Origin of the sequence: Pseudomonas sp. DL (genome assembly GCF_047199225.1) — a bacterium.
GTDB lineage: Bacteria > Pseudomonadota > Gammaproteobacteria > Pseudomonadales > Pseudomonadaceae > Pseudomonas > Pseudomonas aeruginosa.
On record NZ_CP178323.1, the window covers coordinates 2,587,573 to 2,610,225 of the forward strand.

The following is a 22,653-nucleotide window of genomic DNA, read 5'->3' on the forward strand; positions in this document are numbered from 1 at the left end:
TTCAGCCGATTCCAGTAAAGAAAATCCCTCCATATTTCTTTCCGCAATTCCCCAACATTTCCGCAATCTTCTACTTCGTCGGCTTCACTTTCTTGCCTTTCCGGTCGCGGATGTAGTGCTCGGTCATCGTTACCGTCGTGTGACCTAACTGGTCCCGCGCCTGCAGAATGTCGCCACTTGATTCGGCAGTATCGGTCCCTCCCTTGGCTCGCAGATCTCTGAACTGGAAAGCCGATTTTGGGATCCCCGCTGCCTCCCGGGCCTTGTCGAAACGACCTCTGAGCATGTGATAGGTCATCGGCTGGCCGTCATCGATGACGACCAGGCGCGTCGAGCGGACGCGGTATCCAGCCTTCCTGGCCATAATCCTGTCGATCAGCAGCTTCAGTTCCCCGATCAACTCGATACGACGCTTCGCCAACGTCTTGCCTTGGCGAATTGCCAAAGTGCCGTCGCGGATATCGCGCTCATCCATCTTCAGGGTGTCGGCCACGCGCTGGGCCGTCAGGTAAGAAAGGTCCATGGCATCCTTCAGTCCCTGATCTGCCGCCTCATAGACCACTGCATAGAGGTCATCCTCGACATACACATCACGCCCGCGCTCTCTGTTCCGTTTCACGCCTGAGCATGGGTTGGCCAGTTTGGTGTAGCCCATCTCGCGCGCGTAGTTCCAGATGGCCGAGAAAAGGGAGATTTCCCGATTTGCGCGAACCGGCGCCGACCGCCGGAAGATCAGGTACTGCTTGATGTGCTTCGGTTCGATATCCCCGATGGCTGCAGGTGGATCATCGAAGAACGCCAGCATTTGCTTGAGCTCGCGGGCGTTGTCCTTCTGCGTTGTAGGGCTTTTCGTTGGCACGACGTCGATGAAGTAGCGTTGAGCCACATAGCGAAACGTGAGCGTCTCCGCTAGCTTTGCATCGGCTGTGCGCGCCCTCTCCAGGCGGGCGTATTCAGTGATCGCCAGGCCGTAGTCCGTTCCGAGGGACAGTTCTTTGCGTGGCTTGCCGCCGAGGTCGTAGTAGTAATAGATCTTGTCTCCGCGGCGTCTTTCGCGGAGCCGGGGAATGCTCCCCGGTTTGGTCGGCCGTCTTCCCATTTATCCTGCTTTCCTTGGAGTCCAGCCCGTCTTCTCGGGTTTCGCAGCCGTGGCCGGTGCCAGCAGGCTGGCGGTGATGACACACGGCCAGCCGTTGGCCTTCACAGTGTGGCGAATGCCATTCTTTTTCAGGACCTCTATCTGCCTGGCCTTGGTGCGCGCCCCAGTCAGTTCGCACACCTCCTCGTGGGTCAAGAATGTAATGTTTTCCATGAGGTAATGCCTCTCCCGGCCTATAGCCGGACGCTTCCGCAGCCCTTTCCTTTGGGCCGCGGCATGGATGATTTCAGGTAGGATGTACCGGCTCACCGGTGACGGGACCAGCCTTGGCGGGCATGTGCCCCTGATCCGGCGGGCCTTCGCTGGGGAGGGGGCGATGCCTGGTTTCTGCTTCATCCGAAGCACCCCGTCTGCCAGGCCGCCAGCGTGCGGAGGATCGGGAATATCTCCACCAGCCCCACCACGGCCAGGCCGAGGGCGGCGATGATGGCGAGGGCAGTCAGTGCTCTACGCATCGCTTGGCCCTCCCTGACTCGCCGCTACCCGGTCGATGCGCTCGATCTCGGCCAGGATCAGTGCACCGGCCTTGATCAGGTCGCGTCGCGCGGTGCTCGGCTTCCACCACTGTTCATCCCAGGGCCACGCCAGCGACACCAGCAGGGCGGCGGTTCCATCGTTCGGAGCGCTGGAGCCGGCCAGGGCGTAGCAGGCGGCGGCGCGGGCCATCTGGCCGTGGCTGTGCTGGTCGTCGTGCTCTGGCGTCCATCCCTCGGCGGTGATCTGCCGGCGGCGCCGTACGTCCAGAAATGGCCGTCGAGCACTGGTTGCGGCTTCATGGCACGGCGGGTGACCGTCTTCCGCCCCTCCAGGATGACGCGGACCATCGGCCCGCTGAACAAGATGGGGCGTTCCTTGTGAGCGCAGCAATTTGCCGGCATAGGGTCTCCTATACTCCAGGCTTTCGGCTGGAGCGATGAACATGGATGAGGAATGGTTTGTTGCGCGGGTGTTTGAGTTGGCTGGCGAGCAAGGCCTGCTCATTCAGGAGCGAAGACCTGGGCGGAGCATTTGCTTCAATGAGACCAGCAAGAAGTGGCTTCACGAAGGGCACATTCGGCAGCTCTACCGCGAGGGGGTTCTAGCTGACGGGCTCGAACGAGCCGATCTCAACCGAATGATCGAGGGGGTGGCGCCCGGAAGACCTTGCACCCATGTCGGAATGCGCAAGCTCGTTTGCTTGGTTAAGTCCGGAGTTAGCGGTGGAAGCACAGACGAGGGTGGCGGCTGACTCCCGCCCTATAGGTGCGGCGATGTCCGCGGCCATGACGACCTTCATCCCCATCTCAAAGGCCAGGCTGCGCTCGATATTGGCGCCGCGTGAACTTGGCCAGCCCGGCAACAGCGCGATGGCGTCGCAGGTAACCAGCTGCGCCAGGGCCTTGCGCATGTAGCCGGCCTGGGTGCCGCAGGCTGGCGCGCGGCTTCGGCGTGGAAGGCCGGGTAGTTGAACTCCGGCAGGCCGGTAATAGGGCCGGCGAGGTAGATGCGCTTAATTGGTGTACGGAATTCTTAGCGGGCATAGATATTCCCCTCCTTAGGGCTATCCGCGCCATCTGGTTGATGGCAAATTGCCGGTTCTGGAAAAAGGAGATCCGAATGTCCGATGGCCCAACTACCGTTCACATCAGCCTGTTTACTGCCGTTGGAGCTTTTGCAGTTGCTGCGCTATCCATCGTTCTTGGGTACCTGCTCATTGAGCACGGAACCGCTGGCCCGATGTCGATCGAGCTCCAGAAGGGGGACTTGAAAGTCAACCTTTACATGTATGTTCCTGGTCTTGGTTTCGCTTTCTTCGGTGCGGCAATCGCATGGCGAGCCCTTGGGGTATTGATTGGAAAAGGGATTACGGTGCCAAAAAAAACGACGTACTGAGCCTGCGATAGCGCAATGGCATGGAGGGGGTAGGTTCGGATGGCCCGGCATGGGGCCGGATCAAGGAGAGATGCGGTGAGCGACTACGAATACATCAAGGCAGAACTGTTCTTTGATCGGCGCCGCGGTAGCGTGAGGGTCCGGCCATTGCCCGGGGGTAAGTATCCTGTCGACTTGGTGATCGAGTGCGATAAGAGCTTTAGGGAAAAGTACCCGATTGGCTCTAGATTCCTGCTGCCGGTGAAGGAGAAGCAGAAGAAGTCAGATGATTGCCGGCCTCATCTCTACTCCCGGTATAGCTGGGGTGCCACGCCGATTGACTGATCATCCCAACTGCACCATCAGCCTCCGCCCAATCCACCGCACCACGGGAATAGCTTTGCTGTTCCCGATGGCCTTGTAGCGCGGCCCGTCTGGGCATTCCTCCGCCGGCTCGCCGCGCAGCGCCGCAGCGTAGCCCAGCGCGCACTGGTCCGGGTCAAGGGTGTCGAGGTCCGCCAGATCGCGGACGGGGGTGAGCTCGGGCATCACAGGCCTCCGAACAGGTCAGACTGGGCAGTGGCGGCCTCGCGCTTGGCGAAGGCATGGCTGATCCGCGCCTCGGCGATCGGCAGGAACGGCGCTTCCCGCTCGATGCCGACGAACCGGTAGCCTTTGAGGATCGCCGCCTTCCCGGTGCTGCCGCTGCCCATGTAGGGGTCGATGGTCAGACCGCCGGCCGGGGTCACCAGGCGCACCAGGTAGCCCATCAGCTCGGTCGGCTTGACCGTGGGGTGGTTGTTGGGGCTGGTCTTGTCCGTGCCCTCGGACTGGAAGCTGCCGGGGTTCGCATCGCCGCTCGACCAGTGCAGCGGCTTCACCGGTGTGCAGCGTCCGCGCTTCTGCTCGTTCGCACGCTGGTGGTCGGCTGAGCATCCGCGTGCTGGCCACTCGATGTCCGGCATCAGGGTCAGCATTTCGCGGAATACCCATGGGCCGATGCCCAGCGCCAGCCGGGTGGCGCGCCGGGAAAGCCCGCGCGCGGCCGCGTTTCGAATGAACTGTTCGGTGTTCATGCGGTTCTCTCCAGTTGCTGTTGAATGCGCCGTCCGATCCAGCGCACGACGGGGACCGCCTTCGAGTTTCCGATCGCCTTGTAGCGCGGGCCGTCAGGGCACTCGTCGGCTGCTTCCTTGCTCACGTCGCAGGCGTACAGTGCGGCGATCCGCGCACGCAGTACTTCATCCTGCGTCGCTGTGCGCGGCAGGCTGGCCTCGGCGGCGCGCATTGCCTTCTGATACGCCGCCCAGGGGATCAGGGTGTAGTCGTCGGGGAATCCCTGTAGGCGCTCGCACTCGCGGGGGGTGAGGCGACGCACTGCCGAGGCAACCACCAGGCTGTCAGCCTCGGTGGCCGGGTTGCTGTGGTTCCTGAAATTGCCTGATCGGAGCGTGGGGGCTACATCCGCGACAATCGGCTGCCCGCGACCAGTTCCGTCCTCGCTGGCGTCGAAGCCTTCTGCTTTCAGGGTGTGGGTGATGTCGCCGGTGACGCAGACGCCGTGCTGCGCGCTGGCCTGCAGCGTGAACATCGGATCGTTCTCCGCGCCGACGCCCAGCCCGGCGCGCGGGTCAAATGTGCTTCTACCTGTCCGCTTGCCGACCTCAAGCAGTGGATATGCGATAGCGACCTGGCCGCCGGCATTGGCGTGGCTCTCACCGTGGCCCATGGCGCGTAGCGTTGGCGAAACGTCGCCGGCATCGGCACCGTAGTCCTTGCAACTGAAGGCAATGGGTGGCTGACTCGATGCCGGCAGTGTGTGGCACAGCCCGGGAGTGGGTTGGCTACGGTTTGTCGCGCTGGTGATCTGGTTCGGGTCGAATACGGCATTTTCCTGGCCGTGGTTCCTGCCCAGCGTGTGGGCGCAATCTTGAACGACGTCAGGATCTTGCGTGCCATGTACGACCAGCAGGCCGGACTCGGCGTCCTGTTGTGTCGCGCTGCCGGCTGCCTTTCCGTTCGATTGGAGCGTGCCGGCGACGGTCGGGATATCGTCCAGGCTGTAGCCGCCGGATTTCCGCCCGCCTCCCGCCAAGGTCGGCGCCACGCAGAATGTCTCGGATGCGAAGTCGTTCCGAACGCCATGCGCGGTCAGCGCGCCGGCCTGGAACAGCGAGCCACCCTGGTTCTCGCCGCCGAAGGCAGGGACGCCGGCCATCACCTCGACGGCCGGCCCTTCGTCGCCCTCGCAGTTCGGGCAGCCCCACTGACCAAGGCTCAGGTCGAAGAGGTATCCGCAACCGCACTGGAGCGCAGGGCCGAAAGGAGCGTGTCCGGCAAGGTCTTGCCCCTCGCCTCGGCGCGGCGGATGATCCCTGCGCAGGCCCTCGCGCTCAAGAAGTACCGCTGCGGGATCGAAGTCTGCTCGAGCACTTGCGACAACGAACACACGCTTGCGTCGTTGGGCCAGTCCGAAATATTGGGCATCCAAAACCCGCCATGCGGCTGCTCGGCGGGGTCCATACACACAACCAGCGTTCGTCCATCGGGGCCCTGACGGCTCCAGCGCTTCGGATTCGCCCACCAGGGCTGCGAGGAAGTTGCCGAACGCGTTGCCTTTGTCGGACAGGACGCCGGGGACGTTTTCCCAGACGACGACGCACTCGTCTCCGTCTGGTCGAACATGGTCAATTGCATCTGCGAGCTCCACGAATTTCATTGTCAGGGCGCCGCGCTCGCCGGCCAGGCCGGCGCGCATGCCGGCTACGGAGAAGTCCTGGCACGGCGTGCCGCCCACCAGGATCAGCGGCGCAGCGATGATTCCCAGCAGCACCTCGCGGGCGAGCTTGATCATGTCGCCCAGGTTGGGTACCGCCGGCCAGCGATGGGCCAGCACGGCGGACGGGAAGGGTTCGATCTCTGCGAACCAACTGGCGCGAAACCCCAGCATGTGCCAGGCCACGCTCGCGGCCTCGATGCCGCTGCAAACCGAGCCGTAGGTGATATGCCAGTTCATGCCGGCTCCTTATGGATGATGTCGGCCTCGGCGAGCTCGCAGAAGAAGCTGCACGCCGGAATGGCTTCGTTGCGGCGGATCGGCCCGGAGGGAAGGTCGCGGAGCGAGTAGCGTTCCTGGGTCTGGCGGTTGCGGAAGAGGTACGAACCCGGGCCGAGCTCGTCCTGCACCATGCACAGGGCTTCGAACTGCTCGGGGAAGTCCTCCCGGATCGCCCGGAAGTAGCCTTCTCCGCCTTTCACGCAGCCGATGCAGTTCGCGTTCTCGTAGCCCTGGCGGTACATGGCCGGCAGTTCGATGCCGGCGCGCGCGATGATGGCTTTGCAGTCCTCCTTGCCCAGGCCGCGCTCAATCAGCGGCGCGATCACCGGGCGGTCGGGGTTCCGCTCCCGGAAGTCGTCCAGGCGGTGTACTTCTTCTGCCGTGAAGCCGAGCACCATCACGTCGCCGGGACGCTTCCAGGCGTCCAGCAGGCGTCGCTTCAGCAGCTTGGTGCAGGGCGCGCCGGTACGGCCCTTCATGTAGCGCTCGCGGCGGAAGACGTTGAGCACGTCGGCGCCGTACTTTTCGTCACGCAGCACCGTGATTTTCCGGCCAGTCCAGACCTCGCAGTCAGCAAGGAAGCGCCGGTTGTCCTGATGCTCGTTGGCCAGGTAGGCATTGAGGAACTGGACGTCGTGGGTATCGCCGTACTGGGCCAGGGCCAGCTTGCCGGCGACCGCAGAGGCCGCGCCGCAACTGAACTGGACCACGATGCGCGATTCGGGCTTGATGATGTCGACCTGACTGCTCATACGGCGGGTTCCTTTTCGCGAACGTGACGATGCACTGCGCCATGCGTGATGGCGCAATGATGTCGTTGGGGCTAGAGTTGGGTGGCCCGGCATAGGGCCGGATCAAGGAAGGGGGAACTCGTGGACAAAATTGATACTGACGCGTTTGACCCTGCGAACGAACCAGACTCAGAGAAGTTTCATAGGCTGGCTCGAGTGACTTTGGGGGCGATCCCAGTCGCCGGCGGAGCACTTGCTGAGGTCTTCAACTCGGTGCTGGAATCCCCGCTCAATAAGCGGAGAACGGAGGCGATGGTTCAAATCGGCGAGGTTATCAACGACCTGCTGGAAAAAGGCGTCGTGACCATTGATGGGCTACAGGAAAACGATGCCTTCATCAGCACCGTTTCTGAGGTCTGCTCCATCACCTTGCGCAACCATGAGGAAGAGAAGCTCAAGGCGCTACGGAATGCGATAAAAAACTCTGCCTTACCGACCTGTCCACCTGACGACTACCGTCAGCTCTTCCTCAACTTTGTAGATGTCTGCACACCTACCCACATCAAGCTTCTGAAACTCTTCTACAACCCAACTAAGTGGTTTGCTGAACATGACATCACGATTCCGAACTGGAACATGGGCGGGTTAACGAGCGTCGTTGATCTCGGGATCCCAGAATTGAAAGGCCATGAAGAAATCCGAAACGCTATATGGAAGGACCTATATCAACGCGGCCTTATAAGTATCGAAAGTCTTGCTGCGACCATGAGCAGAGAAGGGATGCTCGCTGGACGGACTACTCCGCTCGGATCGAAGCTCATAGACTTTCTTAGCTGATCACGCCGCCCGTGCTGACTCCATGCGCCCACAGCGTCGAACACCCACTCCGGTGCGTGCTGAAAGAGAAAGCGCCCCGGGTGGGGCGCTGTATCGAGGGTCAGGCCGCAGCCTGTTGCTGTTGGCCGCCGAGTTGCCCGGCGTCGATCCAGACCGCCTGTAGCCAACTCGGCGTCTTCGCCATCGGTTCCTTGAGCGTGCCGGCGACGATCAGCGTGTCGATCTCGCCGCCGGCGGCCAGGCTCTGGAACAGCTTCATCGCCTGCTGAGTGCGGGCAGGGACATCCAGTACGTCGAAGCGATCCAGCAGCGCCAGGCGTAGCCCGGAGATCGTCGCGATGGCCAAAGCGATGGTCGTGTCGCACCGCCAGCGCTCCGACTCGGACAGCAGGCCGTACAGCCGGCCGCCGAACGTGACGTCGATGTCGGAGCTGATCTGCACGGGCGACCAGCCGGCGGTGCCTGCCAGGCGCTTCAGCGTGTCGTTCACCGGACCGATGGCATCGGCGAGGATCTCCGCCGGAATGCCGGTCGGTGACAGCGCGTCGGCCATGCCGGTCCACGCCACCACGTCCTGGTGCGCGGCCCGCGCTTTCGCGATCGAGGCCTCGCGCTGGGTAGCGGCTTCCAGGGCTTCCTGCAGGGCGACCAGCTTCGCGCGGCTCGCGTCGCGGGCCTGTCGCAGTTCGTTGATGGCCTGCTCGCCGTTGGCGATCGCCTCGGCGCTGGGCGCTTCGACGGACTCTGCTTCCAGGGCCTTGATCTGCTCGGCGGCGGCCAGGCACTCGTCCAGGTCCCGCTGGCTGTTCGCGACGGCGCGCTGGGCGCTGGCCAGATAGCCGCGATACTCCGACAGCCGGCGGGCGGCTTCCGCGTCGGCGATCTGTTCCGGCGGCTGGTGCACCACCAGGGTCCCGGCCTGCAGGTCGACCGCGCCCTGGCAGTGGGGGCAGGTCAGCGGCTGGTGCGGCACGCTGCCGGCCGACGCCAGTTCGGCGGCCATGACCTTCTCGGACCACTCGTCTTGGTTCTGCTGGTCCGTGGTCAGCTTGTTGCGGCGGCGCGGCTCCAGTTCGGCGAGCTCGCGCAGCTGGGCGATGCGTTGGGCACGGCCGTCGGCAGCCTGGCGGGCCTGTTTGCTGGCGCCCAGGGCCTGCTGGGCCTCGGCCAGATCGTCCTCGAGCAGTTGCAGGTTCTTACCGGCCTCGGCGACCTGGTCTTCGGTGACCACGGTGGCCAGCAACTCCGGCGCCCAGTCGACGGCCTTCTCGCTGCCGTAGTTCTCGCCGGTGATCGCCTTCCAGGCGCCTCGCGATTCGCTGGCGTAGGCCTTGGCTTGCTCAACCGCGGCCGGGAACCCGGAGCGGAGCAGGGGCTTCACCTTCTCGAACAGCGCCAGGTCGATGCCCTTGGCCTCCAGGCGCTTGGAGACCTCGGCCGGGCTGGCACTGGCGCCGGTCAGGTCGAACAGCACCCGGCGGCGATCTTTGGCGTCCAGGGCGGCGAAGCGGCTGGCGTCGAGCACGAACGGCAGGAACGGCGAGTCGGCGAGCGGGGAGCCTTTGCCGCTGGGCAGCGCGACGCCGCAGGCCTGCACCTCGCCGGATTCGTCCAGCCACTCGACACGGGCCTCGCCCTTCTTGGCGCCCTCGGTGATCAGTTGGCCGATATGCTGCTTCTGCGCAACGCGGCCGGGCTTGCCGGTGAAGGCGTGGCTGATGGCGTCGAGCAGCGAACTCTTGCCGGCGCCGTTGTGGCCGGCCACCAGGAGCACCGGCGCAGAAACATCAAGGGCCGCATGACGCAGCCCTTGGAAGTTGGTGATTTCGAGTTTCGTGATGCGCATGGCTCACTCCAGGTCGAGGGCGATATCCCCCGGCTTCTTGACGACGCGGTAAGTGTTCAACTCGCGGGATTCCTCGTTCTCCTGCTCGAGCACGATGACGCCCTGGTTCAGCAGCTGGAGAACGACGCGCTCGGCTTCCTCGGTGGTGAGAGCGAAGCGCGATTGCAGCCAGGCCGCGTCGAACACGTCCTTCTTGGTGGCGACGCCGATGGCGATCTCGCCCAGGGTGTGGCCGGCGAAGCGCTCGACGGTGAGTTGCGGCAGCTCTTGGAACTCGGCATCGACGACGTCGCTGTCGTCTGCTGGTTGCATACCGCCCCAGGCGCCGGGGTCTTCCATGTCGCCGTCGCCGCCATTCAGGTCCAGCGGGTTCTGGTCCGGATCCGCCTTCACGTCCTTCATGCCGTCGAGGAACTCAGCGGCGCCGCCGATGATCAGCAGACAGTCCTGGTGCACAGCACCAAAGAGTTGCTCCTGGTTCGGGCTGCTGGGGCTCACGGTGAAGACCGCTTTCACCTTGTCCTTGGCGGTGAAGGATTCGAGCTTGCCGTAGACCGTGTCGCGATCGCTGCCGGCAATGGTGTGGACCGCGATGGTGGCGGCATTCCGTACCTGGCGCTCCAGTCGGTCGATGATGTCCTGCTGCTTGGCCTCGGGAAGCTTCTGCCAGCAGTCCGGCATGATCCGGATTTCCTGGATCAGACCCTGCAGCAAGCTTTTGCCGAGCGTGTCGGCGGTCATGTTCATGAAGTGCGGGTTGTTGCTCATCGGGAAGGGTCCTATTCGTTGGCAATCCGCTCCAACTGCTCGAGTTGGGCGTCGCTGAGGTAGGTGTGGGCGCCGTAGCGCTGGAAGTTGCTGCGGAGGTCGGCCAGGAACTGCTCGTCCCAGTCCGTAGCGGCGTTGAGCTCGGCCGCGCCGAGTAGCGCGGCGAACTCCCCGACCTGGCCGTACCGCTCAAGGACAGTGAGGCTGGGCATGGCCGGTTACTCGAGGTTGAGCTCGTCGGTGCCGGTGTCGCTGGTGTCCGGCTGCTGGCCCGGGGCGGGTTCGGTGATTTCGCCCGTCTCGGTGTTCACGCCGTCCGGGACCTGGTCCTGAGACTGGTCGTCAACAACGCTGTATTCGCCGGTGAGGATGGACGCGTTGTCCTGGTCCAATCCAGCGTCGGCGCGTTCGTCCAGGGTGACTGCGGTCTGCAACTCGATGCTGACCGGCAGGTACTTGAACAGCCGGCGGATGACGGTCTTCTTGGCCATCTCTTCGTAGTGGGTGACCCAAGGCCCGTTTCCGGATGCCTTGCTGGTGGCGCGTACTTTGTCGACGTCGGCCTTGCTCATGACCTCGAATTGCACACCGCCGTCTTTCAACTTGGCGACCGCGTAGACGTGGGTCATGACGCCGCGTTCACCTTCTCCCGGAACGTGCTGGACGTCTTCGTCGAGGCCGTAGCGATAGCTGAACTGGTCGTTCTGGTGCACGGTGCGCGCGGTGAGCGAAACGATCTGGCCGGAGCGCCGGGCAAGGTCAATCATCCCGCGGTAGCCGATGATCAACTGGACGTTCGACAGGCCATCTTTCGCCTTGCCGTTGCCGAACGGCAGCAGGTAGGCATGGCCGAGAGCGTTACCCGGTTCCAGGCCGAGCTGCGCGCATTGCATCACGGCGCCGAGGAAACTCTCCTGATTGCATTTCGCCAGGGCTGGTACTTTGCGGATCTCGGTCAGCGCGATGCGCGCGAGTCGGTCGGCGGTCATGTGCTTCGGAAGCGCCAGGGCCATCTGGGCTTTGATCTTCGGGTCAGTCATCAGGTGGGCCAGCGTTTTCGGCTGACCGTTGTTGGCGACATTGCCGGTCGCGGCGGCTTTCAGGGCGGTTGCGGACATGCTGGGCTCCGGTTACTTGAGGCGGAAAACGCGGGATTCGCTGGTCTTCTTGAACTGCTCGAACAGCGCGGGGTGGGCTTCCTTGAAGGCGGATTGGTCGAAGCGGTTGGTGGTCTGGGACTTCCACGTCAGTACCGACTTGCCGTTGATCGTGAGTTGGGCGTGGTCCTGCATGAAGAGCTTGATGCGCTCCTCTGCGGACTCGATCTCGTACTCCAGGCCCTTGGCCTTGGCTTTCAGTTCGCGCAGGCGGTTGAACACCTCCACGACCTTGCCATCGGCCTCGATGCTGGTTCCGGCATCACGTTCGAACAGCCGGAGGATGTCGCTGACAGCGGTTGCTTCGGGCGGATCCAGGCGCTGGATGCGTCCCCAGAACTCGATCTCCTTCTCGCGAATCGCCGCGATGGTTTCGTCGTCCCGCTCGACGCGGTACACGCGGAAGTCGTCGCCGCCGATCAGCACGCCGAAGATGCAGACCTGGCGGCCGGTGACCATCAGGCCGTGCATGGCCTGGGCGGTGTAGTGGACTGGAATGGCATCGGTCTGAACCTCACCCCAGTCCTTTGCCTTGAATGGGCTGACCGTCTTGATCTCGATGTTTTCGCCGCTGGCGGCCTCGGCGTCGATCTCGGCGGCCATGAAGTCGTGCTGCTGGTCGCGGTAGCGGTTACCGCGGCCGACGATCTTCAGGCCGGTCTCTTCGGCCAGCAGGTCGATGACGTAGGGCTCCATCCGCTGGCCACGGGTGAAAATCTTCTGCTTCGCCGGGTCGACGGGACCGGTGCGCGGCTGGACCTTATCTAGGTACACGTCCAACGGAGTGCGCCAGGGACTGATGCCGAGGATGCCGGCGACATCGCTGCCGCCAAGGTACTTGGTGCGGTCGAGCGCGCCGACCGATGCGAGAGCTGCAGTCATGGGGCTGGTCTCATTTCAGGGTGAGGGTGGTTGTCGCGTGAAGGCGGGAGCTGCGCCGGAAGCGCAGAACGCAGAGGTCGCCGCATATGTCGGCGAAGAACGGGTTGTTGTAGCCGTGACGGTTGGCCAACTCGACGGCCTGGCGGATGCTCTTTCCGGCAAACTCTTCGATATCGTCGAGTTGGTCGTCGATGATCGAGCGAACGGGGCGGGTGGTCATAGGTCGATGCTCCTCAGTTCTTGCTGTCTCGCATCCGCTGCGGCGTCGAGCCGGCGGCGCATGTCGTCGTATTGCCGGGTGCCGATGGCGTCCAGCGTGTAGGCCATCTCGATTTGGCCGCGCCATACCAACTGGTCGTGGCGCGGGATCACCGAACGACGCATTGCGACGATCGCTTCCTCGATCACGCCCTCGGCGCGTTCATTCGCCCAGGCCATCGTCATCCTCCTGCTCTTCGTCGTCGGGCTCCGGGTCCGGCTGGTCCCAGAGCGGGTCTCTGGCGAAGTCCCAGGCGTGTTGGGCGCTGCTGAAAGCCGCGCGGTTGCGGCGCTCGCGGTATGTCCACATCGGGATGCTCTCCGTGGTTCACCTGCATTCGGCAGCACCCAGGCACACGGCAGTCGTGCTCGGTGGGGCGCAGTGGTGGGTGCTCTCGAATGGAGGTTGAAAAAAGCCCGGCCGGAGCCGGGCGAAGAGGGGGAACGCTGCATGCGCAGCGGGGAGTGATCTGGCCGGTGTCGATCTCCGGCGTAAGGCGCTTCTTAGGCGGCATCGAGCTGGCTTATTTGCTTGAGCCATCCTCATGAGTCAGCCACGTCCCATTGCGCATCGACCTACGCATTCAAATCACTCCCCGCTACGCCCTGGCTATGCCAGGAGCAGGAAAGAGAAGGGCGCCGCCAAGCGCCCTGTCTCCACTTACATGCACCGCCTTATGTGAAAGCGGTTGGGTACAGGCTCGACCGCATGTTGGCGATCTGCCGTTGGGGCTGGGCTACATATCGAGATCCTCCGTTGTGCGCGCCGTTGGACCGGCGGGCGCTCGCCGTGGGTTAAACGCCCGGCAATGGGCCAGGCGCCGAAGTCAGGAGATCGCGGTGCAGGCTCGCAACGCCACCGGCGCCGACTGGCCTTCGATCCAGATAACCGCCGCCCCGCCAAGCGACACGCTGGCCCGGCCGACGGTGCGGGTGCGCTGTGGTTCGGCCCCTCGGTACGGGCGGTACTCGATCAGCGCGGGCGCCGGGTGCTCTCGGTTCCAGGCTTCGACCAGTTCCGCCGGCGGCACCGGACGGACGTTGCCGATCTGCTGGTAGATCTCGGAGCGGTGAATGGCGACGTCGTCCGGGGCGGTGATGCCGAGGCGCACCTGGTCGCCTTGGCTGCCCAGGACCGTGACGGTGATGTTGTCGCCGATATGCAGGGTTTGGCCGTGGCGGCGGGTCAAGATCAACATGGCGTAACTCCGTTCGAGGGATTTCGAGAGCAACCGATCTATCTCGGATCGCGGTGGTAGAGGTCGGTCGCCCGCATTGGAAACTGCAAGCGGGAGGGGGAAAGGGATTTATTTCAAATGAGAATTATGCTGCTGGTTTTTTGTTCTATGGGTGGTCTTGAGTATGACTACAATGAATCCCTGAGTTGGTGCGTATATATAGTTGCGAGCACAACAGGGAGGTTGTCGATATGGCGATTAGCTTCGAGCCGCTCGATGTTGAGGGCGTTGATTTTCGTGGGGTTGATGTTGTCGCTTATAAAGCACGAAAAGGTCGTGGAAGGTCGGGTGATATTAGGTTGGGAAAATGTTTCGGCGCAATAAGGTTGCTTGATAATAACAATGCGCGAATTGGAAAAGACCATAAGGCTTCAAGCACCCCTGCTGGATCAGCTGGGCTCCACAGCGAGCGGGTTGCCTTGGAGCGATGTGTTAGGGCCAATTGGGAGCCTCCGCTTACCAATATAATGATACTTGGGATGCAGAATTCTCCCGGCCCTATCGGAAAAGAACTCTATGCGCGAGGAGTCCGAACAATTATATGCTTCACGGAGCTTCCACCTTGCCCAGCCTGTTTGACTTGGTGGAAGGCGCTTGATAGTAAGTTTCACCCTGGCTCTATCAGGTTGCAGTACTTCAGTTGGTTCGAAGACTACTATGGAGGCAAGACGCCAGAGGAAAGGATGGTCGATGACTCTGACGGAAATAATAGAAATGAGCATGCGATAGAGGCTTTCAAGTCCTATCGAGATTCGTTCGAGGCCCCTACCAGATAGTCCCAAATCAAGCATTGGCAAAACAGAATTTGGGGGCGAACCCGCTTTCAGCGTGGTCCCACTGCTCGTCTTTGTCGCTGGGGAAGTTTCTGCACGCCACGTTCAGGCCGGCTCGCAGTGGGATAAGGCAACGCAACCGGACACGCCCGCGAGCCAGACGACAGCGGTGTGTCCGCCGAGGATCTGGGCTTCAGTAGTGGTACGGGTGCGCTTCGGCGCCGCGCCGCGATGGAATCGGTAGTCGACCTCGGTGCCGACGGGGTATGCGGAATTCCAGGCAGCAACGGTTGCCGCCGGGTTGGCGTGCTTCTTCATGGGAGTGTCTCCAGAGGAGGGAAGGATGGGGTGGTCTTTCCGGCTTGCGAGGGCTGCAGCGCTGGGGCATCGGGTCTGATTGGCGCTACTATGCGTTCAGGCAGAAAATAGGAGTTCTCACGTGGATTTGAAGCTCATTCAGGAGCGCATCAGGCAGTTCAGGGACGAACGTGACTGGATGCAGTTCCACAATCCGAAGAATCTGGCTATATCCATCAGTCTCGAGGCCAGTGAACTCCTCGAGCACTTCCAGTGGAAGACCATGGAAGAGAGTGAAGCCTATGTCGTGCAGGCCAAGGAAGAGATCGCCGATGAGGTCGCGGATGTGGCGGCCTACCTGATCGAGCTCGCGGACAATCTGGGTATCGATCTCCAGGAGGCGATCCTCAACAAGCTGGCCAAGAATGAGGCTAAGTACCCTGCGCACAAGGCCAGGGGGAATGCGAAGAAATACACCGAACTGTAAGGGACGACATGCAACTCGTATTACAGCCATGCTCCAGCAACGACGCTTACGATCATTACCTCAATACCATCGACAGGCTGGTGGAAACCAGCCGGATCCTTCCGTATCTGGATGAGGATGATCGGGCAGACTTCAAGCGTACCTTTCCCGAAGCTGTCGCCGTCTGGGGCGTCACTCAGGGCAAGAAGGCGGTCAACGAGAAGAAATGGCACCAGATGGATGTCGGCGATGTCGCGCTGTTCTATCGGAAAAAAGAGTTCTTCCGCCGAGGGACGATTGCGTACAAGAAGCGCCTGCCCGAACTGGCCAGACAGCTTTGGGAAACTCCCCCAGGGGAGCAGCCTTGGGAGTTCGTCTATTTTCTCACCGACCTGGAGCCCATCCAGATCAGTATCCTCGACTACAACCAGGTCGCGGGCTACAACCCGGCCAACATCGTGCAGAGTTTCACGGTCCACTATCCAGAGTTGAGCGCGAGGATCATCGAGGAGCTTGGACTGGAGTCCAGCACGGGAAGCGTGCTCACCTCGGTCCGTGATGTCGAGGCAGCGAAGGAGGCGTTCAAGCATCTCGGCGATGAACTCGATGTGCCCGCGGCGGTCAAGCGCCGAAAAGAGCAGGCGTTGTTGCGAACCATCCTGCTCAGCAATAAGGCTTCGGAATGCTGTGCGTTGTGTGGCCGGGACCTGCCGGTGGACCTGCTGGTAATCGGGCACATTCGCAAGCGTCACTCGTGCCCACCGGGGATGAAGAAAGACCTCGCCAACGTCATGCCGGTCTGCCTCCTGGGTTGTGATCGCCTATTCGAAAACGGCTACGTATTCATAGACAGTACCGGTACGATCCAGCAGGGGCCGGCGCTGAAAATCGTTCCGTCGATTCAGGGTGTTGTATCCAGCCTCGTTGGCAGGAAGTGCCTCGCCTGGAAAGAGGATGCCGTTCCTTACTTCGAGTGGCACCGAAACCACCACCATAACTACTCGTAATGGTCAGGGAGACATACCGTGGCAAAAGGAGCTGCGCGCGAGTTTCGTGGGTCTGAAAGTCTTTTTGCGGAACAGATCTCCAGAGATGCGATTGCCCCGTTTTTAAGCTCGCGTGGCTTTGTCGTGAGCGAGGACCAGCGCATCCAGACCGGCACCGCAGTTCAGCAGTTGGTGTCCGCTATCTCTCCTGATGGTGAACGCCTCAGAATGAGAGTTCGCTTGTGCTGGCGGCGGGAGGGGCGAAATGCCAATGAGCGCCTGTTCTCCGCAGCACAACTCCAGGCCCGTCTGCGGCCAGGTGGCTGGGATGCAACCCTGGCATACATCGTTGACCGAGATCGGCAGCATGGAATCACCCATAACCTCATAGTCCAGCGTGATGGCAGCTTCATCGTCTATGCCGCACTGGTACCGGTCGAAGCTATTACTCCTATTTGGAAACGCCAAAGCGAGGTCAGCGATGAGTTGCTCCGAGCTGGCCAGTTGGGTCGGTTGAAAAAGAACCACGCACGGAATGGCTCGAGTCCGACAGTCTGGTTGCAGGATGATAGACGTCCTGCTGCTCATAACGTGGCAGATGTTCTATGGACGTGGCCTGGAGTGCTTGACCTGGTAGGGTTGCCGGCGTTGATCGAAGGTGTTGATGATACTTTTGATGATTGTCCGGTCTCCGGCACCTGGATGTACGGACGAGATAAAGGGACACGGATCTCCATTATCCGTTCTGCGATACGACGGGATCCAAAGGTTCGTCGAAAGGTGCACGATCGGGCGAATGGGTGCTGTGAGCGACAGAGCTGCGGAGCTAGGCGAGACTTCTCAAGCTTTCTGGATATTCACCACATTCTGGGCGTGGATAGCAGCGACAGGCCTTGGACTTGCGTCGCCTTGTGTCCCAACTGTCATCGCGAGGCTCATTACGCTCCAAACGCGGACGAGTTGAACCAGGAACTGCTTGAGTACGCATCCCAGTTCAAGTGAAATGTTGAAGACGTCCATTACTGGCACCTGAGAGATGCCCGCCCTGCGGCGGGCTTTTGGTTCAGGCGGCCTTGACCTTGCTGGCTCGAGCTTTCAGTTCCTTACCGGCGATCTCGACCACTAAATACTCACCGCCACCGCGGCGGTGCCCCAGGTTCTCGATTCGCAGGAATTTACCGCTCTTCTCCTCGCCCCGCGGGTTGGTCAGGATCACGGACTGGCCTTTCTTGAAACTCATGGATGTTTCCTTCTGCTGTGGTTTCCCGGATGCCCCTCGGTGGAAGGGCATCAAGGAAATCGGTGTTGCTCCCGCATTCGCCTACTGGGCTTCTACAACCCGCGGGTGTTGCTCATTGCTGTCATTCCCCTGACTGCAGCGCCGATCGCCGCGCGGCGCAGCCAGATTCTTGCCCATTACCGCCGGGGTGGCGGGACGCATCGCATGCGGGTCGTTCACACGGTTCGGGCATTTCGCCCTCGATCAGCCGTCTCTGGTCGCCCTGAGCAAGGGTCGCCATCGCGTTGGTAGGTGTTGCCTCAGCACCTATCTGATCGCCGGTCGCCGCAGAGGCGATGCGTTCTGCTGTTGATGTTGCTCACCCGACTTTCTGTCGCCCCACGGGTGATGGCCGGGGCTGCCTCGCCGCATTGCGGCTAGCTGTTCATGGCGCGGGTTGTGAAAGAGCGCGGCTCGGTGGCCTGGCCCGGTGGTTCGTCGTTGGGCGTGGTTCAAAAATACAAAACGTATTTGTAATCGTCAATACGCTTTGTATTTTATTTTTCTTCAGGCATGAAAAAGCCCGCGCGAGGCGGGCTCTTCTAGGGAGGGGCGATTACCAGTCGGTGGCAGGGTGTGGCCAGGCTAGCTCGACGGACCCATCCAGGCGATGCGTGATCGTCAGCGAATCTTCCTGGGCCAGCTCGTCGAGCAACTGCAACCAGGCGTCCTCTGGTTCGCCCGGCATGCGCGAGATGACCGACCGGCGCTCCAGTTGCGCGCGCGGCGTCAGCAATTGCGTCTGGATCCGCAGGGCGAGTAGCTCATAAGGGGAAGGGGTGTGTTGCACGAGCGCTTTGCGGGCCATGCGTGCTCTCCTTTGCTGTATGAATATACAGTATTTCGAGTAAGACTTTTCCGCAAGCAGGAAGAGAAAAGCCCGCACAACGCGGGCTTCATGCAACTAGCTGTATCGGTGCGCTCCCCATGAGCAGTCAGAGCTACAGGACACCTCTTGGCGCTTTCGAGTCGATGACGCGCCCAATCACGTCCCAAGCATCGTCCATCTCAAGCTGTTCGAACTTTGGATTGAGCGGCACTAGGTACTCACGCCCGGCGTCGTAGATGTATTGTTTGAAGGTGCTCTCACCATCTCGGTGTCGGGCGATATAGAACTTTCCACTGACCAGGTCGAACCCTTCCGGTTTGATCAGGATCGGCGTGCCATCTGGGAAGCTCGGCCCGGTGATCGAGGTCATCGACGGCCCCTTAACGATCAGCCAGTAACCGTGCGGGCCGGCATTCTCTGTTGAGGGCAGCCAATCCTCAGCACTGCCTGGGGCGAAGTTGTCTGGCGAGTATGCGCGCTGGCCAGCAGCAACCCAACTGATCAGTGGGTAAGTCTGCGGCGCGCGCGATGGCTGTAGGGCCATCTCTACGTTTTGCAAGCGCTCCTGGGGCATCTGAATGCCGAGCGGCGGAAGCCCTAGCACGGTAAGCATCTGATTGATATCCGCTAAGCCTGGCTCACGCCGTCCATTCAACCAATGGCCGACGGCGCCCTGCGTCTTCCCAATGCGCTCCGCCAGTTGGTCCTGAGTGATGCCCTGCTGTGCCATGGCGCTGCGCACGGCTTTAATCCAGTCGTTCATGGACGAAATGCTACAGCCCGTATTATTTCGTGCAACGCACGGCATGTATTTATCCTTGCCTCTTTCAAATACAAAACGTATTTTTAAAAAAGATCACCAGCGGAGGGCAGCCATGAGCGCCTTGAAAGCCGCCCGCAAGCAGGCGGGCCTGACCCAGACCGAACTAGCGAAAAGCGTTGGTCTCACTCAGGGAGCAATTACCCACTACGAGACCGGTCGACGGACTCCTGAGTTGAACCTGTGCCGTCGTATTGTCGCGGCGTTAAACGCCGGCGGCTCCAGCTTTAGCCTGGAGGACGTTTTCCCTGAACCTGAGGCCGGCGCCGAGCGCCTGGCCAGTTGATCGCCCCTGAGCCGAACCATCGTCGCCCAGGAGGGCCACCATGCATACGTCGAATCCTCGACACGAAACCCGCGATGCCGTGCTGATCGCCATCGCCGAGGACATGATCGCCCGGACCAGCATGTCGCAGGACGGGTTCGCCGAACGCTTGAACATCGAACTGAACCTGCGGGCGCCGGAACGCTGCCGGGCCAAGGATTACCCGGACCTGAAGGCCCTGGAAGGGGCGGCCACCAGTCACGTCGACTACGCCCGGATCTACAAGAACTGGAGCAAGCGGGTGGAACGCTGGCTCGACGGCGACGTCGAGATCCCAGCCTGGATTGAAGAGTCCTGGGTACAGGCACTGGAGCAACCCTGGCGCGAACGCGCGCTGCTGGAGTTGTCCGGCCGATACGGGCTGCTCCCGGTGCGCCCGGTCGTGGCCGAGGGCATGGACGCCATGAAGGTGTTCGGCGCGCTGATGCGTCGCCTCGGTGATGTCGCCGGCGTCGGCACCAGGGTCTTCGACGACATGGTCCTCGATGCGCGGGATGGCCAGTTCCTTCCAGACCTGATCAACGCCCTGGACTCCACTGCGGCGAAATGCACCACGCTCAGCCGCATGGCCAAGTCGGTTCTGGCGGGCGAAGGGTGATCCGTGCCGTCCTTCCAGATCAACGACGAGGAGTGGGATGCGCTCTTCGACGAGCCGCATCAACTGCTGATGCGTATTGGTGGCTACTTCGGCTTCGGTTCCAACTTCTGGACGACCTTGAGGGTGGGTCGTTTGGGCTGGTTCGGCGCTCCACTACTGCGCGGAAACAGCGAGTTGAAGTATGGAGTGGGGCAGGAGCCGTCGATGAGCCCGCATAGCCGGCGAGCATTGTTCTCGAAGGCGTCGCTGCGAATGAGTTCTGTCGAGTTCAGCGCGTCGTGCACAGCCTGGTGGAACCGGTTCGTGGCTTCAGGCTGCGTAGCCATAACGGCCTGGAGCAGGATCACCAGCAGGTCGTTGGCGGCATTGGCTTCCTCCAGGGCACTCGATGCGACATCGTATGCGAGTTGGATGTGCAGATCGGTTTCATCGTCCACTGCTGCTGTACTCCGATTGGGATCGCCTGTGGCCGGAGTGTGCCATAGGTTGTTGGTTGCCCGAAGATGACCGCTGTTCTACTCAACGATGCGGAGTGGGAGATTCTTGCTGGTGAGCCGGCAGAGCTCCTGAAGCTCTATGTGGCCTTGAAGCGCCGTATGGACTTCGCCACTGGTATTGCTGGGCAAAAGACGCTCATCAACGAAATCGTGCTGCGCGAAGGGTTCGTTGTGGACCCGATACCTGGCCGCGCGAAACCGAAACCGTATACACGTGAGCAGGGGCGCTCAGCGGTTCGTCGCCTAGAGAAGCTTGGGGCCATTAAGGTCATCGGACCGCTCGTTTTTGAGTTCCCCCACGCGCGCCGGGACCAGTCCGACCAAAAGAGCTACAACCAAGCTACAACCAAGCTACAACCAGAGCAGCAACCTCCAAAGAGTCAGCCTGACCCCAGTGAATACGGGGGTTCTAGTGATTCGAAAGGGCAAGCTACAACCGGGTTATTTCTTGAGCAGGTGCCGAGCAGCAACCTACTTCCGGTATCCGGTAATAACCGTACCGTACCTAACGCGTGCGTGCGCGAATGCCCAGTCGATCCGGCCACTGCGGGACAGTGGTGCCAGTTCTTCATCCGCGAGCGCGGATTCCAGATCCACGCGGTGCAGACCGCCAGGACCATGCCGCTGTTCGCCTCTTGGGTCGAGCGCGGTGTCACCGCGGAACAGATGCTCGCGGCAATGGAGATCGCCGAAGCCAAGCTCGGCGCCCCGCCTGACTCCCCCCTGTACTACCGAAATTTTCTCGATGAACTCTTGCTGGAGCGCCACCGGATGGCAACAGCACCGCATGCGGAGCACCGCCATGAGCAAACCGACGGACGAAACGCCCAAGCACGTCAGCGACCCGCTGCACGACGTTCGCGCAACGCTGTTGACATCCTCCACGACGACGACTGGTGAGCCGCAGATCGAGAATCTGGTCGAACTTGACGCCCAGGCGCGCAGGGCGGTGAAACGCGTGTTCGCTACCCTCAAAACCAGCTATCCGGCTTGGTACGAGAAGCACTACGGGGAACGTCGTGCGGAGACGCTCGCCAAGCGAGTCTGGCTGACCGGTATCAAGCACCTGAGCGACATGCAGGTCGACCGAGGCCTCCAGCGGATGGTGCTGGATCAGGACTTTCCTCCGAGCCTCAAGGAGTTCCTGCGGCTGTGCCGCAAGATCGACGGTTTGCCGAGCGCCGAGGGCGCCTGGTACGAAGCCTTGGAGCAGCGCTACAGCCACAAGGTCGTGAAGGTGGCTGCCGAACTCACAGGCCTGTTCGAGCTTCGTCGGGCCCAGTACGGCGACAAGCGACTTCGCGCTGAGTTCGAGCATAACTATGCCGTAGTGGTCCGACGCCTCGAGGCTGGTGAGCCGCTGGACGGAAAGGTCGCCAAGGCGATTGGCCTCGACAGCCAGAAGTCGGAGCTGCAGCGCGCCGATGAGCTTGCCGAGCAGCAACTGCTCCACCGGATGCAGGCCCAGGGGCTGGATGGTCTCAGTGGCGCCCAGGCGCGGGAACTGCTGCTGGCCAAGATGCGCCGGAAAGCGCCGGAGGTGCGCCGTGATGCATGACCTCCGCCCGGTGATGTTCACCGTACCCGGCGAGCCGGTGGGGAAGGGGAGGCCTCGCATCGGTCGCGTCGGCGCCCACGCAAGGATTTTCACTCCGGCGAAGACGGCGAACTACGAGGGGCTGATCGCACACAGCGGACAGCAGGCCATGGCGGGTCGCGCGCTGTTCGAGGGCCCGGTACTGGTCGAGCTCGACATCGCGCTGAGCATCCCTCAATCGATGTCGAAAAAGCGGAAGTCGCTGGCCCTGGCCGGCGGCCTGTACCCCACCAAGAAGCCCGACATGGACAACGTGATCAAGGCGATCTACGACGGCCTGAACGGCGTTGTCTGGAAGGACGACGTCCAGGTCGTGAAGGCGGTGGTGGGGAAGCGCTACGGCGAAACGCCAGGCGTGCGAGTGAAAGTCGTCCCTCTCCTCGAGGGCGAGCAGTGACTAC

General features: G+C 61.8%; 34 protein-coding genes and 2 pseudogenes. 11 read left to right on the top strand and 25 right to left on the bottom strand.

Features of this window, described 5'->3' with window-relative positions; translation table 11 throughout:
* Window positions 1-70: 70 nt before the first annotated feature.
* From ACI766_RS12310 to ACI766_RS12335, 6 genes and pseudogenes are all read right to left on the bottom strand, one after another.
* Window positions 71-1,099 (bottom strand): tyrosine-type recombinase/integrase, encoded by a 1,029-nt coding sequence (locus ACI766_RS12310; protein WP_019682000.1) that lies wholly within the window; start codon window positions 1,097-1,099, stop codon window positions 71-73.
* The gene (locus ACI766_RS12315) at window positions 1,100-1,312 is read right to left on the bottom strand and encodes a DUF4224 domain-containing protein (RefSeq protein WP_016562001.1); all 213 of its coding nucleotides are present in this window, start codon (window positions 1,310-1,312) and stop codon (window positions 1,100-1,102) included.
* A 179-nt stretch (window positions 1,313-1,491) separates the two neighbouring features.
* Entirely contained in the window at window positions 1,492-1,614 is a 123-nt protein-coding gene (locus ACI766_RS12320; RefSeq protein ID WP_015648964.1) for a hypothetical protein, read from the bottom strand.
* Window positions 1,607-2,080: a hypothetical protein gene (locus ACI766_RS12325; RefSeq protein ID WP_236080353.1), complete on the bottom strand. Its 474-nt coding sequence runs from the start codon at window positions 2,078-2,080 to the stop codon at window positions 1,607-1,609. Before ACI766_RS12325 ends, ACI766_RS12320 begins: the two co-directional genes overlap by 8 nt.
* Window positions 2,081-2,237: 157 nt before the next feature.
* Complete coding sequence (locus ACI766_RS12330; RefSeq protein ID WP_033970681.1) at window positions 2,238-2,546, bottom strand: DUF4406 domain-containing protein; 309 nt, start codon at window positions 2,544-2,546, stop codon at window positions 2,238-2,240.
* Window positions 2,547-2,605: 59 nt separating this feature from the next.
* Window positions 2,606-2,653 (bottom strand): annotated as a pseudogene (locus ACI766_RS12335) (hypothetical protein); the annotation flags it as partial.
* A 102-nt stretch (window positions 2,654-2,755) separates the two neighbouring features.
* On the opposite strand from ACI766_RS12335, the gene ACI766_RS12340 reads away from it, so the two are divergent.
* Both ACI766_RS12340 and ACI766_RS12345 read left to right on the top strand, forming a co-directional pair.
* The gene (locus ACI766_RS12340; RefSeq protein ID WP_033970683.1) at window positions 2,756-3,031 is read left to right on the top strand and encodes a hypothetical protein; all 276 of its coding nucleotides are present in this window, start codon (window positions 2,756-2,758) and stop codon (window positions 3,029-3,031) included.
* Between the two features lie 75 nt (window positions 3,032-3,106).
* Window positions 3,107-3,355 carry a hypothetical protein gene (locus ACI766_RS12345; protein WP_019683009.1) on the top strand — a complete coding sequence of 83 codons (249 nt, stop codon included), beginning with the start codon at window positions 3,107-3,109 and terminating at the stop codon, window positions 3,353-3,355.
* On the opposite strand, the gene ACI766_RS12350 is transcribed toward ACI766_RS12345, so the two are convergent.
* From ACI766_RS12350 to ACI766_RS12370, 5 genes and pseudogenes are all read right to left on the bottom strand, one after another.
* On the bottom strand, window positions 3,356-3,559 hold the full coding sequence (locus ACI766_RS12350) for a hypothetical protein (protein WP_019683010.1): 204 nt from the start codon (window positions 3,557-3,559) through the stop codon (window positions 3,356-3,358). It abuts the gene before it with no gap.
* A complete protein-coding gene (locus ACI766_RS12355; protein ID WP_371915247.1) occupies window positions 3,559-3,780 on the bottom strand; it encodes a DNA methyltransferase in 222 nt (73 codons plus the stop codon). Before ACI766_RS12355 ends, ACI766_RS12350 begins: the two co-directional genes overlap by 1 nt.
* 111 nt (window positions 3,781-3,891) lie before the next feature.
* A pseudogene (locus ACI766_RS12360) lies at window positions 3,892-4,086 on the bottom strand (hypothetical protein); the annotation flags it as partial.
* Window positions 4,083-6,026, bottom strand: a complete 1,944-nt coding sequence (locus ACI766_RS12365; RefSeq protein ID WP_033970694.1) for a DNA cytosine methyltransferase — start codon at window positions 6,024-6,026, stop codon at window positions 4,083-4,085. The pseudogene ACI766_RS12360 and the gene ACI766_RS12365, both read right to left, overlap by 4 nt.
* Complete coding sequence (locus tag ACI766_RS12370) at window positions 6,023-6,820, bottom strand: hypothetical protein (protein ID WP_019682405.1); 798 nt, start codon at window positions 6,818-6,820, stop codon at window positions 6,023-6,025. Before ACI766_RS12370 ends, ACI766_RS12365 begins: the two co-directional genes overlap by 4 nt.
* A 120-nt stretch (window positions 6,821-6,940) precedes the next feature.
* On the opposite strand from ACI766_RS12370, the gene ACI766_RS12375 reads away from it, so the two are divergent.
* Window positions 6,941-7,636, top strand: a complete 696-nt coding sequence (locus ACI766_RS12375) for a hypothetical protein (protein WP_019682406.1) — start codon at window positions 6,941-6,943, stop codon at window positions 7,634-7,636.
* A 100-nt stretch (window positions 7,637-7,736) separates the two neighbouring features.
* Here the strand turns inward: ACI766_RS12375 and ACI766_RS12380 are convergent, their stop codons facing one another.
* The 10 genes from ACI766_RS12380 to ACI766_RS12425 all read right to left on the bottom strand — a co-directional run bounded on the left by ACI766_RS12380 (window position 7,737) and on the right by ACI766_RS12425 (window position 14,876).
* Entirely contained in the window at window positions 7,737-9,482 is a 1,746-nt protein-coding gene (locus tag ACI766_RS12380) for an AAA family ATPase (protein WP_033970697.1), read from the bottom strand.
* 3 nt (window positions 9,483-9,485) lie between these two features.
* The gene (locus ACI766_RS12385) at window positions 9,486-10,250 is read right to left on the bottom strand and encodes a hypothetical protein (RefSeq protein ID WP_033970699.1); all 765 of its coding nucleotides are present in this window, start codon (window positions 10,248-10,250) and stop codon (window positions 9,486-9,488) included.
* 11 nt (window positions 10,251-10,261) lie between these two features.
* The gene (locus ACI766_RS12390) at window positions 10,262-10,462 is read right to left on the bottom strand and encodes a hypothetical protein (RefSeq protein WP_003116739.1); all 201 of its coding nucleotides are present in this window, start codon (window positions 10,460-10,462) and stop codon (window positions 10,262-10,264) included.
* Between the two features lie 6 nt (window positions 10,463-10,468).
* Entirely contained in the window at window positions 10,469-11,368 is a 900-nt protein-coding gene (gene recT / locus ACI766_RS12395) for a recombination protein RecT (RefSeq protein WP_019682741.1), read from the bottom strand.
* 12 nt (window positions 11,369-11,380) lie between these two features.
* A complete protein-coding gene (locus tag ACI766_RS12400; RefSeq protein ID WP_033970701.1) occupies window positions 11,381-12,289 on the bottom strand; it encodes a YqaJ viral recombinase family protein in 909 nt (302 codons plus the stop codon).
* A gap of 10 nt (window positions 12,290-12,299) precedes the next feature.
* Window positions 12,300-12,509 carry a hypothetical protein gene (locus tag ACI766_RS12405; RefSeq protein ID WP_009314056.1) on the bottom strand — a complete coding sequence of 70 codons (210 nt, stop codon included), beginning with the start codon at window positions 12,507-12,509 and terminating at the stop codon, window positions 12,300-12,302.
* Entirely contained in the window at window positions 12,506-12,727 is a 222-nt protein-coding gene (locus ACI766_RS12410; protein ID WP_003099037.1) for a hypothetical protein, read from the bottom strand. Before ACI766_RS12410 ends, ACI766_RS12405 begins: the two co-directional genes overlap by 4 nt.
* Entirely contained in the window at window positions 12,711-12,857 is a 147-nt protein-coding gene (locus ACI766_RS12415) for a hypothetical protein (RefSeq protein ID WP_019683257.1), read from the bottom strand. The genes ACI766_RS12410 and ACI766_RS12415 overlap by 17 nt, the downstream gene beginning before the upstream one ends.
* Window positions 12,858-13,374: 517 nt before the next feature.
* Window positions 13,375-13,746 (bottom strand): carbon storage regulator CsrA, encoded by a 372-nt coding sequence (gene csrA / locus ACI766_RS12420; RefSeq protein ID WP_019682259.1) that lies wholly within the window; start codon window positions 13,744-13,746, stop codon window positions 13,375-13,377.
* A 917-nt stretch (window positions 13,747-14,663) separates the two neighbouring features.
* Complete coding sequence (locus ACI766_RS12425; protein ID WP_016561986.1) at window positions 14,664-14,876, bottom strand: hypothetical protein; 213 nt, start codon at window positions 14,874-14,876, stop codon at window positions 14,664-14,666.
* A 178-nt stretch (window positions 14,877-15,054) separates the two neighbouring features.
* Here ACI766_RS12425 and ACI766_RS12430 point away from each other — a divergent pair, with 178 nt between their 5' ends.
* From ACI766_RS12430 to ACI766_RS12440, 3 genes are read left to right on the top strand one after another with little or no spacing between them, the layout of a single operon-like run.
* Window positions 15,055-15,342: a nucleotide pyrophosphohydrolase gene (locus ACI766_RS12430; RefSeq protein ID WP_175595971.1), complete on the top strand. Its 288-nt coding sequence runs from the start codon at window positions 15,055-15,057 to the stop codon at window positions 15,340-15,342.
* Between the two features lie 8 nt (window positions 15,343-15,350).
* Window positions 15,351-16,328, top strand: a complete 978-nt coding sequence (locus tag ACI766_RS12435) for a hypothetical protein (protein WP_016561984.1) — start codon at window positions 15,351-15,353, stop codon at window positions 16,326-16,328.
* Between the two features lie 18 nt (window positions 16,329-16,346).
* Window positions 16,347-17,309: an HNH endonuclease signature motif containing protein gene (locus ACI766_RS12440; protein WP_153574798.1), complete on the top strand. Its 963-nt coding sequence runs from the start codon at window positions 16,347-16,349 to the stop codon at window positions 17,307-17,309.
* 61 nt (window positions 17,310-17,370) lie between these two features.
* On the opposite strand, the gene ACI766_RS12445 is transcribed toward ACI766_RS12440, so the two are convergent.
* The 3 genes from ACI766_RS12445 to ACI766_RS12455 all read right to left on the bottom strand — a co-directional run bounded on the left by ACI766_RS12445 (window position 17,371) and on the right by ACI766_RS12455 (window position 19,178).
* Entirely contained in the window at window positions 17,371-17,547 is a 177-nt protein-coding gene (locus tag ACI766_RS12445; protein WP_016561982.1) for a hypothetical protein, read from the bottom strand.
* Window positions 17,548-18,142: 595 nt separating this feature from the next.
* On the bottom strand, window positions 18,143-18,394 hold the full coding sequence (locus tag ACI766_RS12450; RefSeq protein ID WP_019727221.1) for a DUF1654 domain-containing protein: 252 nt from the start codon (window positions 18,392-18,394) through the stop codon (window positions 18,143-18,145).
* A gap of 133 nt (window positions 18,395-18,527) precedes the next feature.
* Window positions 18,528-19,178, bottom strand: coding sequence for a LexA family protein (locus tag ACI766_RS12455; RefSeq protein WP_019727220.1), 651 nt, complete (start codon window positions 19,176-19,178; stop codon window positions 18,528-18,530).
* On the opposite strand from ACI766_RS12455, the gene ACI766_RS12460 reads away from it, so the two are divergent.
* Both ACI766_RS12460 and ACI766_RS12465 read left to right on the top strand, forming a co-directional pair.
* Entirely contained in the window at window positions 19,177-19,521 is a 345-nt protein-coding gene (locus ACI766_RS12460; RefSeq protein ID WP_225030061.1) for a helix-turn-helix transcriptional regulator, read from the top strand. The two genes, ACI766_RS12455 and ACI766_RS12460, sit on opposite strands and share 2 nt — an antisense overlap.
* 40 nt (window positions 19,522-19,561) lie before the next feature.
* Window positions 19,562-20,158, top strand: a complete 597-nt coding sequence (locus ACI766_RS12465) for a hypothetical protein (RefSeq protein WP_009314063.1) — start codon at window positions 19,562-19,564, stop codon at window positions 20,156-20,158.
* A gap of 83 nt (window positions 20,159-20,241) precedes the next feature.
* Here ACI766_RS12465 and ACI766_RS12470 read toward each other — a convergent pair whose 3' ends face one another.
* Entirely contained in the window at window positions 20,242-20,595 is a 354-nt protein-coding gene (locus ACI766_RS12470; protein ID WP_015648948.1) for a hypothetical protein, read from the bottom strand.
* Between the two features lie 66 nt (window positions 20,596-20,661).
* Here ACI766_RS12470 and ACI766_RS12475 point away from each other — a divergent pair, with 66 nt between their 5' ends.
* Genes ACI766_RS12475 through ACI766_RS12485 form a run of 3 tightly spaced genes read left to right on the top strand, consistent with a single transcriptional unit; the run spans window position 20,662 to window position 22,649 of the window.
* Window positions 20,662-21,555, top strand: coding sequence for a hypothetical protein (locus ACI766_RS12475; RefSeq protein ID WP_124092260.1), 894 nt, complete (start codon window positions 20,662-20,664; stop codon window positions 21,553-21,555).
* The gene (locus tag ACI766_RS12480) at window positions 21,458-22,213 is read left to right on the top strand and encodes a replication protein P (RefSeq protein WP_010793143.1); all 756 of its coding nucleotides are present in this window, start codon (window positions 21,458-21,460) and stop codon (window positions 22,211-22,213) included. Before ACI766_RS12475 ends, ACI766_RS12480 begins: the two co-directional genes overlap by 98 nt.
* Entirely contained in the window at window positions 22,206-22,649 is a 444-nt protein-coding gene (locus tag ACI766_RS12485) for a RusA family crossover junction endodeoxyribonuclease (RefSeq protein ID WP_412828503.1), read from the top strand. Before ACI766_RS12480 ends, ACI766_RS12485 begins: the two co-directional genes overlap by 8 nt.
* The last annotated feature ends 4 nt before the right edge of the window (window positions 22,650-22,653 follow it).

Coding starts and splice junctions, on each gene's coding strand:
- ACI766_RS12320 (WP_015648964.1), bottom strand. CDS start 1,614: ATGCGTAGAGCACTGACTGCCCTCGCCATCATCGCCGCCCTCGGCCTG.
- ACI766_RS12315 (WP_016562001.1), bottom strand. CDS start 1,312: ATGGAAAACATTACATTCTTGACCCACGAGGAGGTGTGCGAACTGACT.
- recT (WP_019682741.1), bottom strand. CDS start 11,368: ATGTCCGCAACCGCCCTGAAAGCCGCCGCGACCGGCAATGTCGCCAAC.
- ACI766_RS12405 (WP_009314056.1), bottom strand. CDS start 12,509: ATGACCACCCGCCCCGTTCGCTCGATCATCGACGACCAACTCGACGAT.
- ACI766_RS12425 (WP_016561986.1), bottom strand. CDS start 14,876: ATGAAGAAGCACGCCAACCCGGCGGCAACCGTTGCTGCCTGGAATTCC.
- ACI766_RS12435 (WP_016561984.1), top strand. CDS start 15,351: ATGCAACTCGTATTACAGCCATGCTCCAGCAACGACGCTTACGATCAT.
- ACI766_RS12380 (WP_033970697.1), bottom strand. CDS start 9,482: ATGCGCATCACGAAACTCGAAATCACCAACTTCCAAGGGCTGCGTCAT.
- ACI766_RS12385 (WP_033970699.1), bottom strand. CDS start 10,250: ATGAGCAACAACCCGCACTTCATGAACATGACCGCCGACACGCTCGGC.
- ACI766_RS12325 (WP_236080353.1), bottom strand. CDS start 2,080: ATGTTCATCGCTCCAGCCGAAAGCCTGGAGTATAGGAGACCCTATGCC.
- ACI766_RS12485 (WP_412828503.1), top strand. CDS start 22,206: ATGCATGACCTCCGCCCGGTGATGTTCACCGTACCCGGCGAGCCGGTG.
- ACI766_RS12330 (WP_033970681.1), bottom strand. CDS start 2,546: ATGCGCAAGGCCCTGGCGCAGCTGGTTACCTGCGACGCCATCGCGCTG.
- ACI766_RS12310 (WP_019682000.1), bottom strand. CDS start 1,099: ATGGGAAGACGGCCGACCAAACCGGGGAGCATTCCCCGGCTCCGCGAA.
- ACI766_RS12370 (WP_019682405.1), bottom strand. CDS start 6,820: ATGAGCAGTCAGGTCGACATCATCAAGCCCGAATCGCGCATCGTGGTC.
- ACI766_RS12455 (WP_019727220.1), bottom strand. CDS start 19,178: ATGAACGACTGGATTAAAGCCGTGCGCAGCGCCATGGCACAGCAGGGC.
- csrA (WP_019682259.1), bottom strand. CDS start 13,746: ATGTTGATCTTGACCCGCCGCCACGGCCAAACCCTGCATATCGGCGAC.
- ACI766_RS12465 (WP_009314063.1), top strand. CDS start 19,562: ATGCATACGTCGAATCCTCGACACGAAACCCGCGATGCCGTGCTGATC.
- ACI766_RS12450 (WP_019727221.1), bottom strand. CDS start 18,394: ATGGCCCGCAAAGCGCTCGTGCAACACACCCCTTCCCCTTATGAGCTA.
- ACI766_RS12430 (WP_175595971.1), top strand. CDS start 15,055: ATGCAGTTCCACAATCCGAAGAATCTGGCTATATCCATCAGTCTCGAG.
- ACI766_RS12460 (WP_225030061.1), top strand. CDS start 19,177: ATGGACGAAATGCTACAGCCCGTATTATTTCGTGCAACGCACGGCATG.
- ACI766_RS12340 (WP_033970683.1), top strand. CDS start 2,756: ATGTCCGATGGCCCAACTACCGTTCACATCAGCCTGTTTACTGCCGTT.
- ACI766_RS12400 (WP_033970701.1), bottom strand. CDS start 12,289: ATGACTGCAGCTCTCGCATCGGTCGGCGCGCTCGACCGCACCAAGTAC.
- ACI766_RS12445 (WP_016561982.1), bottom strand. CDS start 17,547: ATGAGTTTCAAGAAAGGCCAGTCCGTGATCCTGACCAACCCGCGGGGC.
- ACI766_RS12475 (WP_124092260.1), top strand. CDS start 20,662: ATGACCGCTGTTCTACTCAACGATGCGGAGTGGGAGATTCTTGCTGGT.
- ACI766_RS12355 (WP_371915247.1), bottom strand. CDS start 3,780: ATGGGCTACCTGGTGCGCCTGGTGACCCCGGCCGGCGGTCTGACCATC.
- ACI766_RS12480 (WP_010793143.1), top strand. CDS start 21,458: ATGAGCAAACCGACGGACGAAACGCCCAAGCACGTCAGCGACCCGCTG.
- ACI766_RS12365 (WP_033970694.1), bottom strand. CDS start 6,026: ATGAACTGGCATATCACCTACGGCTCGGTTTGCAGCGGCATCGAGGCC.
- ACI766_RS12390 (WP_003116739.1), bottom strand. CDS start 10,462: ATGCCCAGCCTCACTGTCCTTGAGCGGTACGGCCAGGTCGGGGAGTTC.
- ACI766_RS12410 (WP_003099037.1), bottom strand. CDS start 12,727: ATGGCCTGGGCGAATGAACGCGCCGAGGGCGTGATCGAGGAAGCGATC.
- ACI766_RS12350 (WP_019683010.1), bottom strand. CDS start 3,559: ATGCCCGAGCTCACCCCCGTCCGCGATCTGGCGGACCTCGACACCCTT.
- ACI766_RS12415 (WP_019683257.1), bottom strand. CDS start 12,857: ATGTGGACATACCGCGAGCGCCGCAACCGCGCGGCTTTCAGCAGCGCC.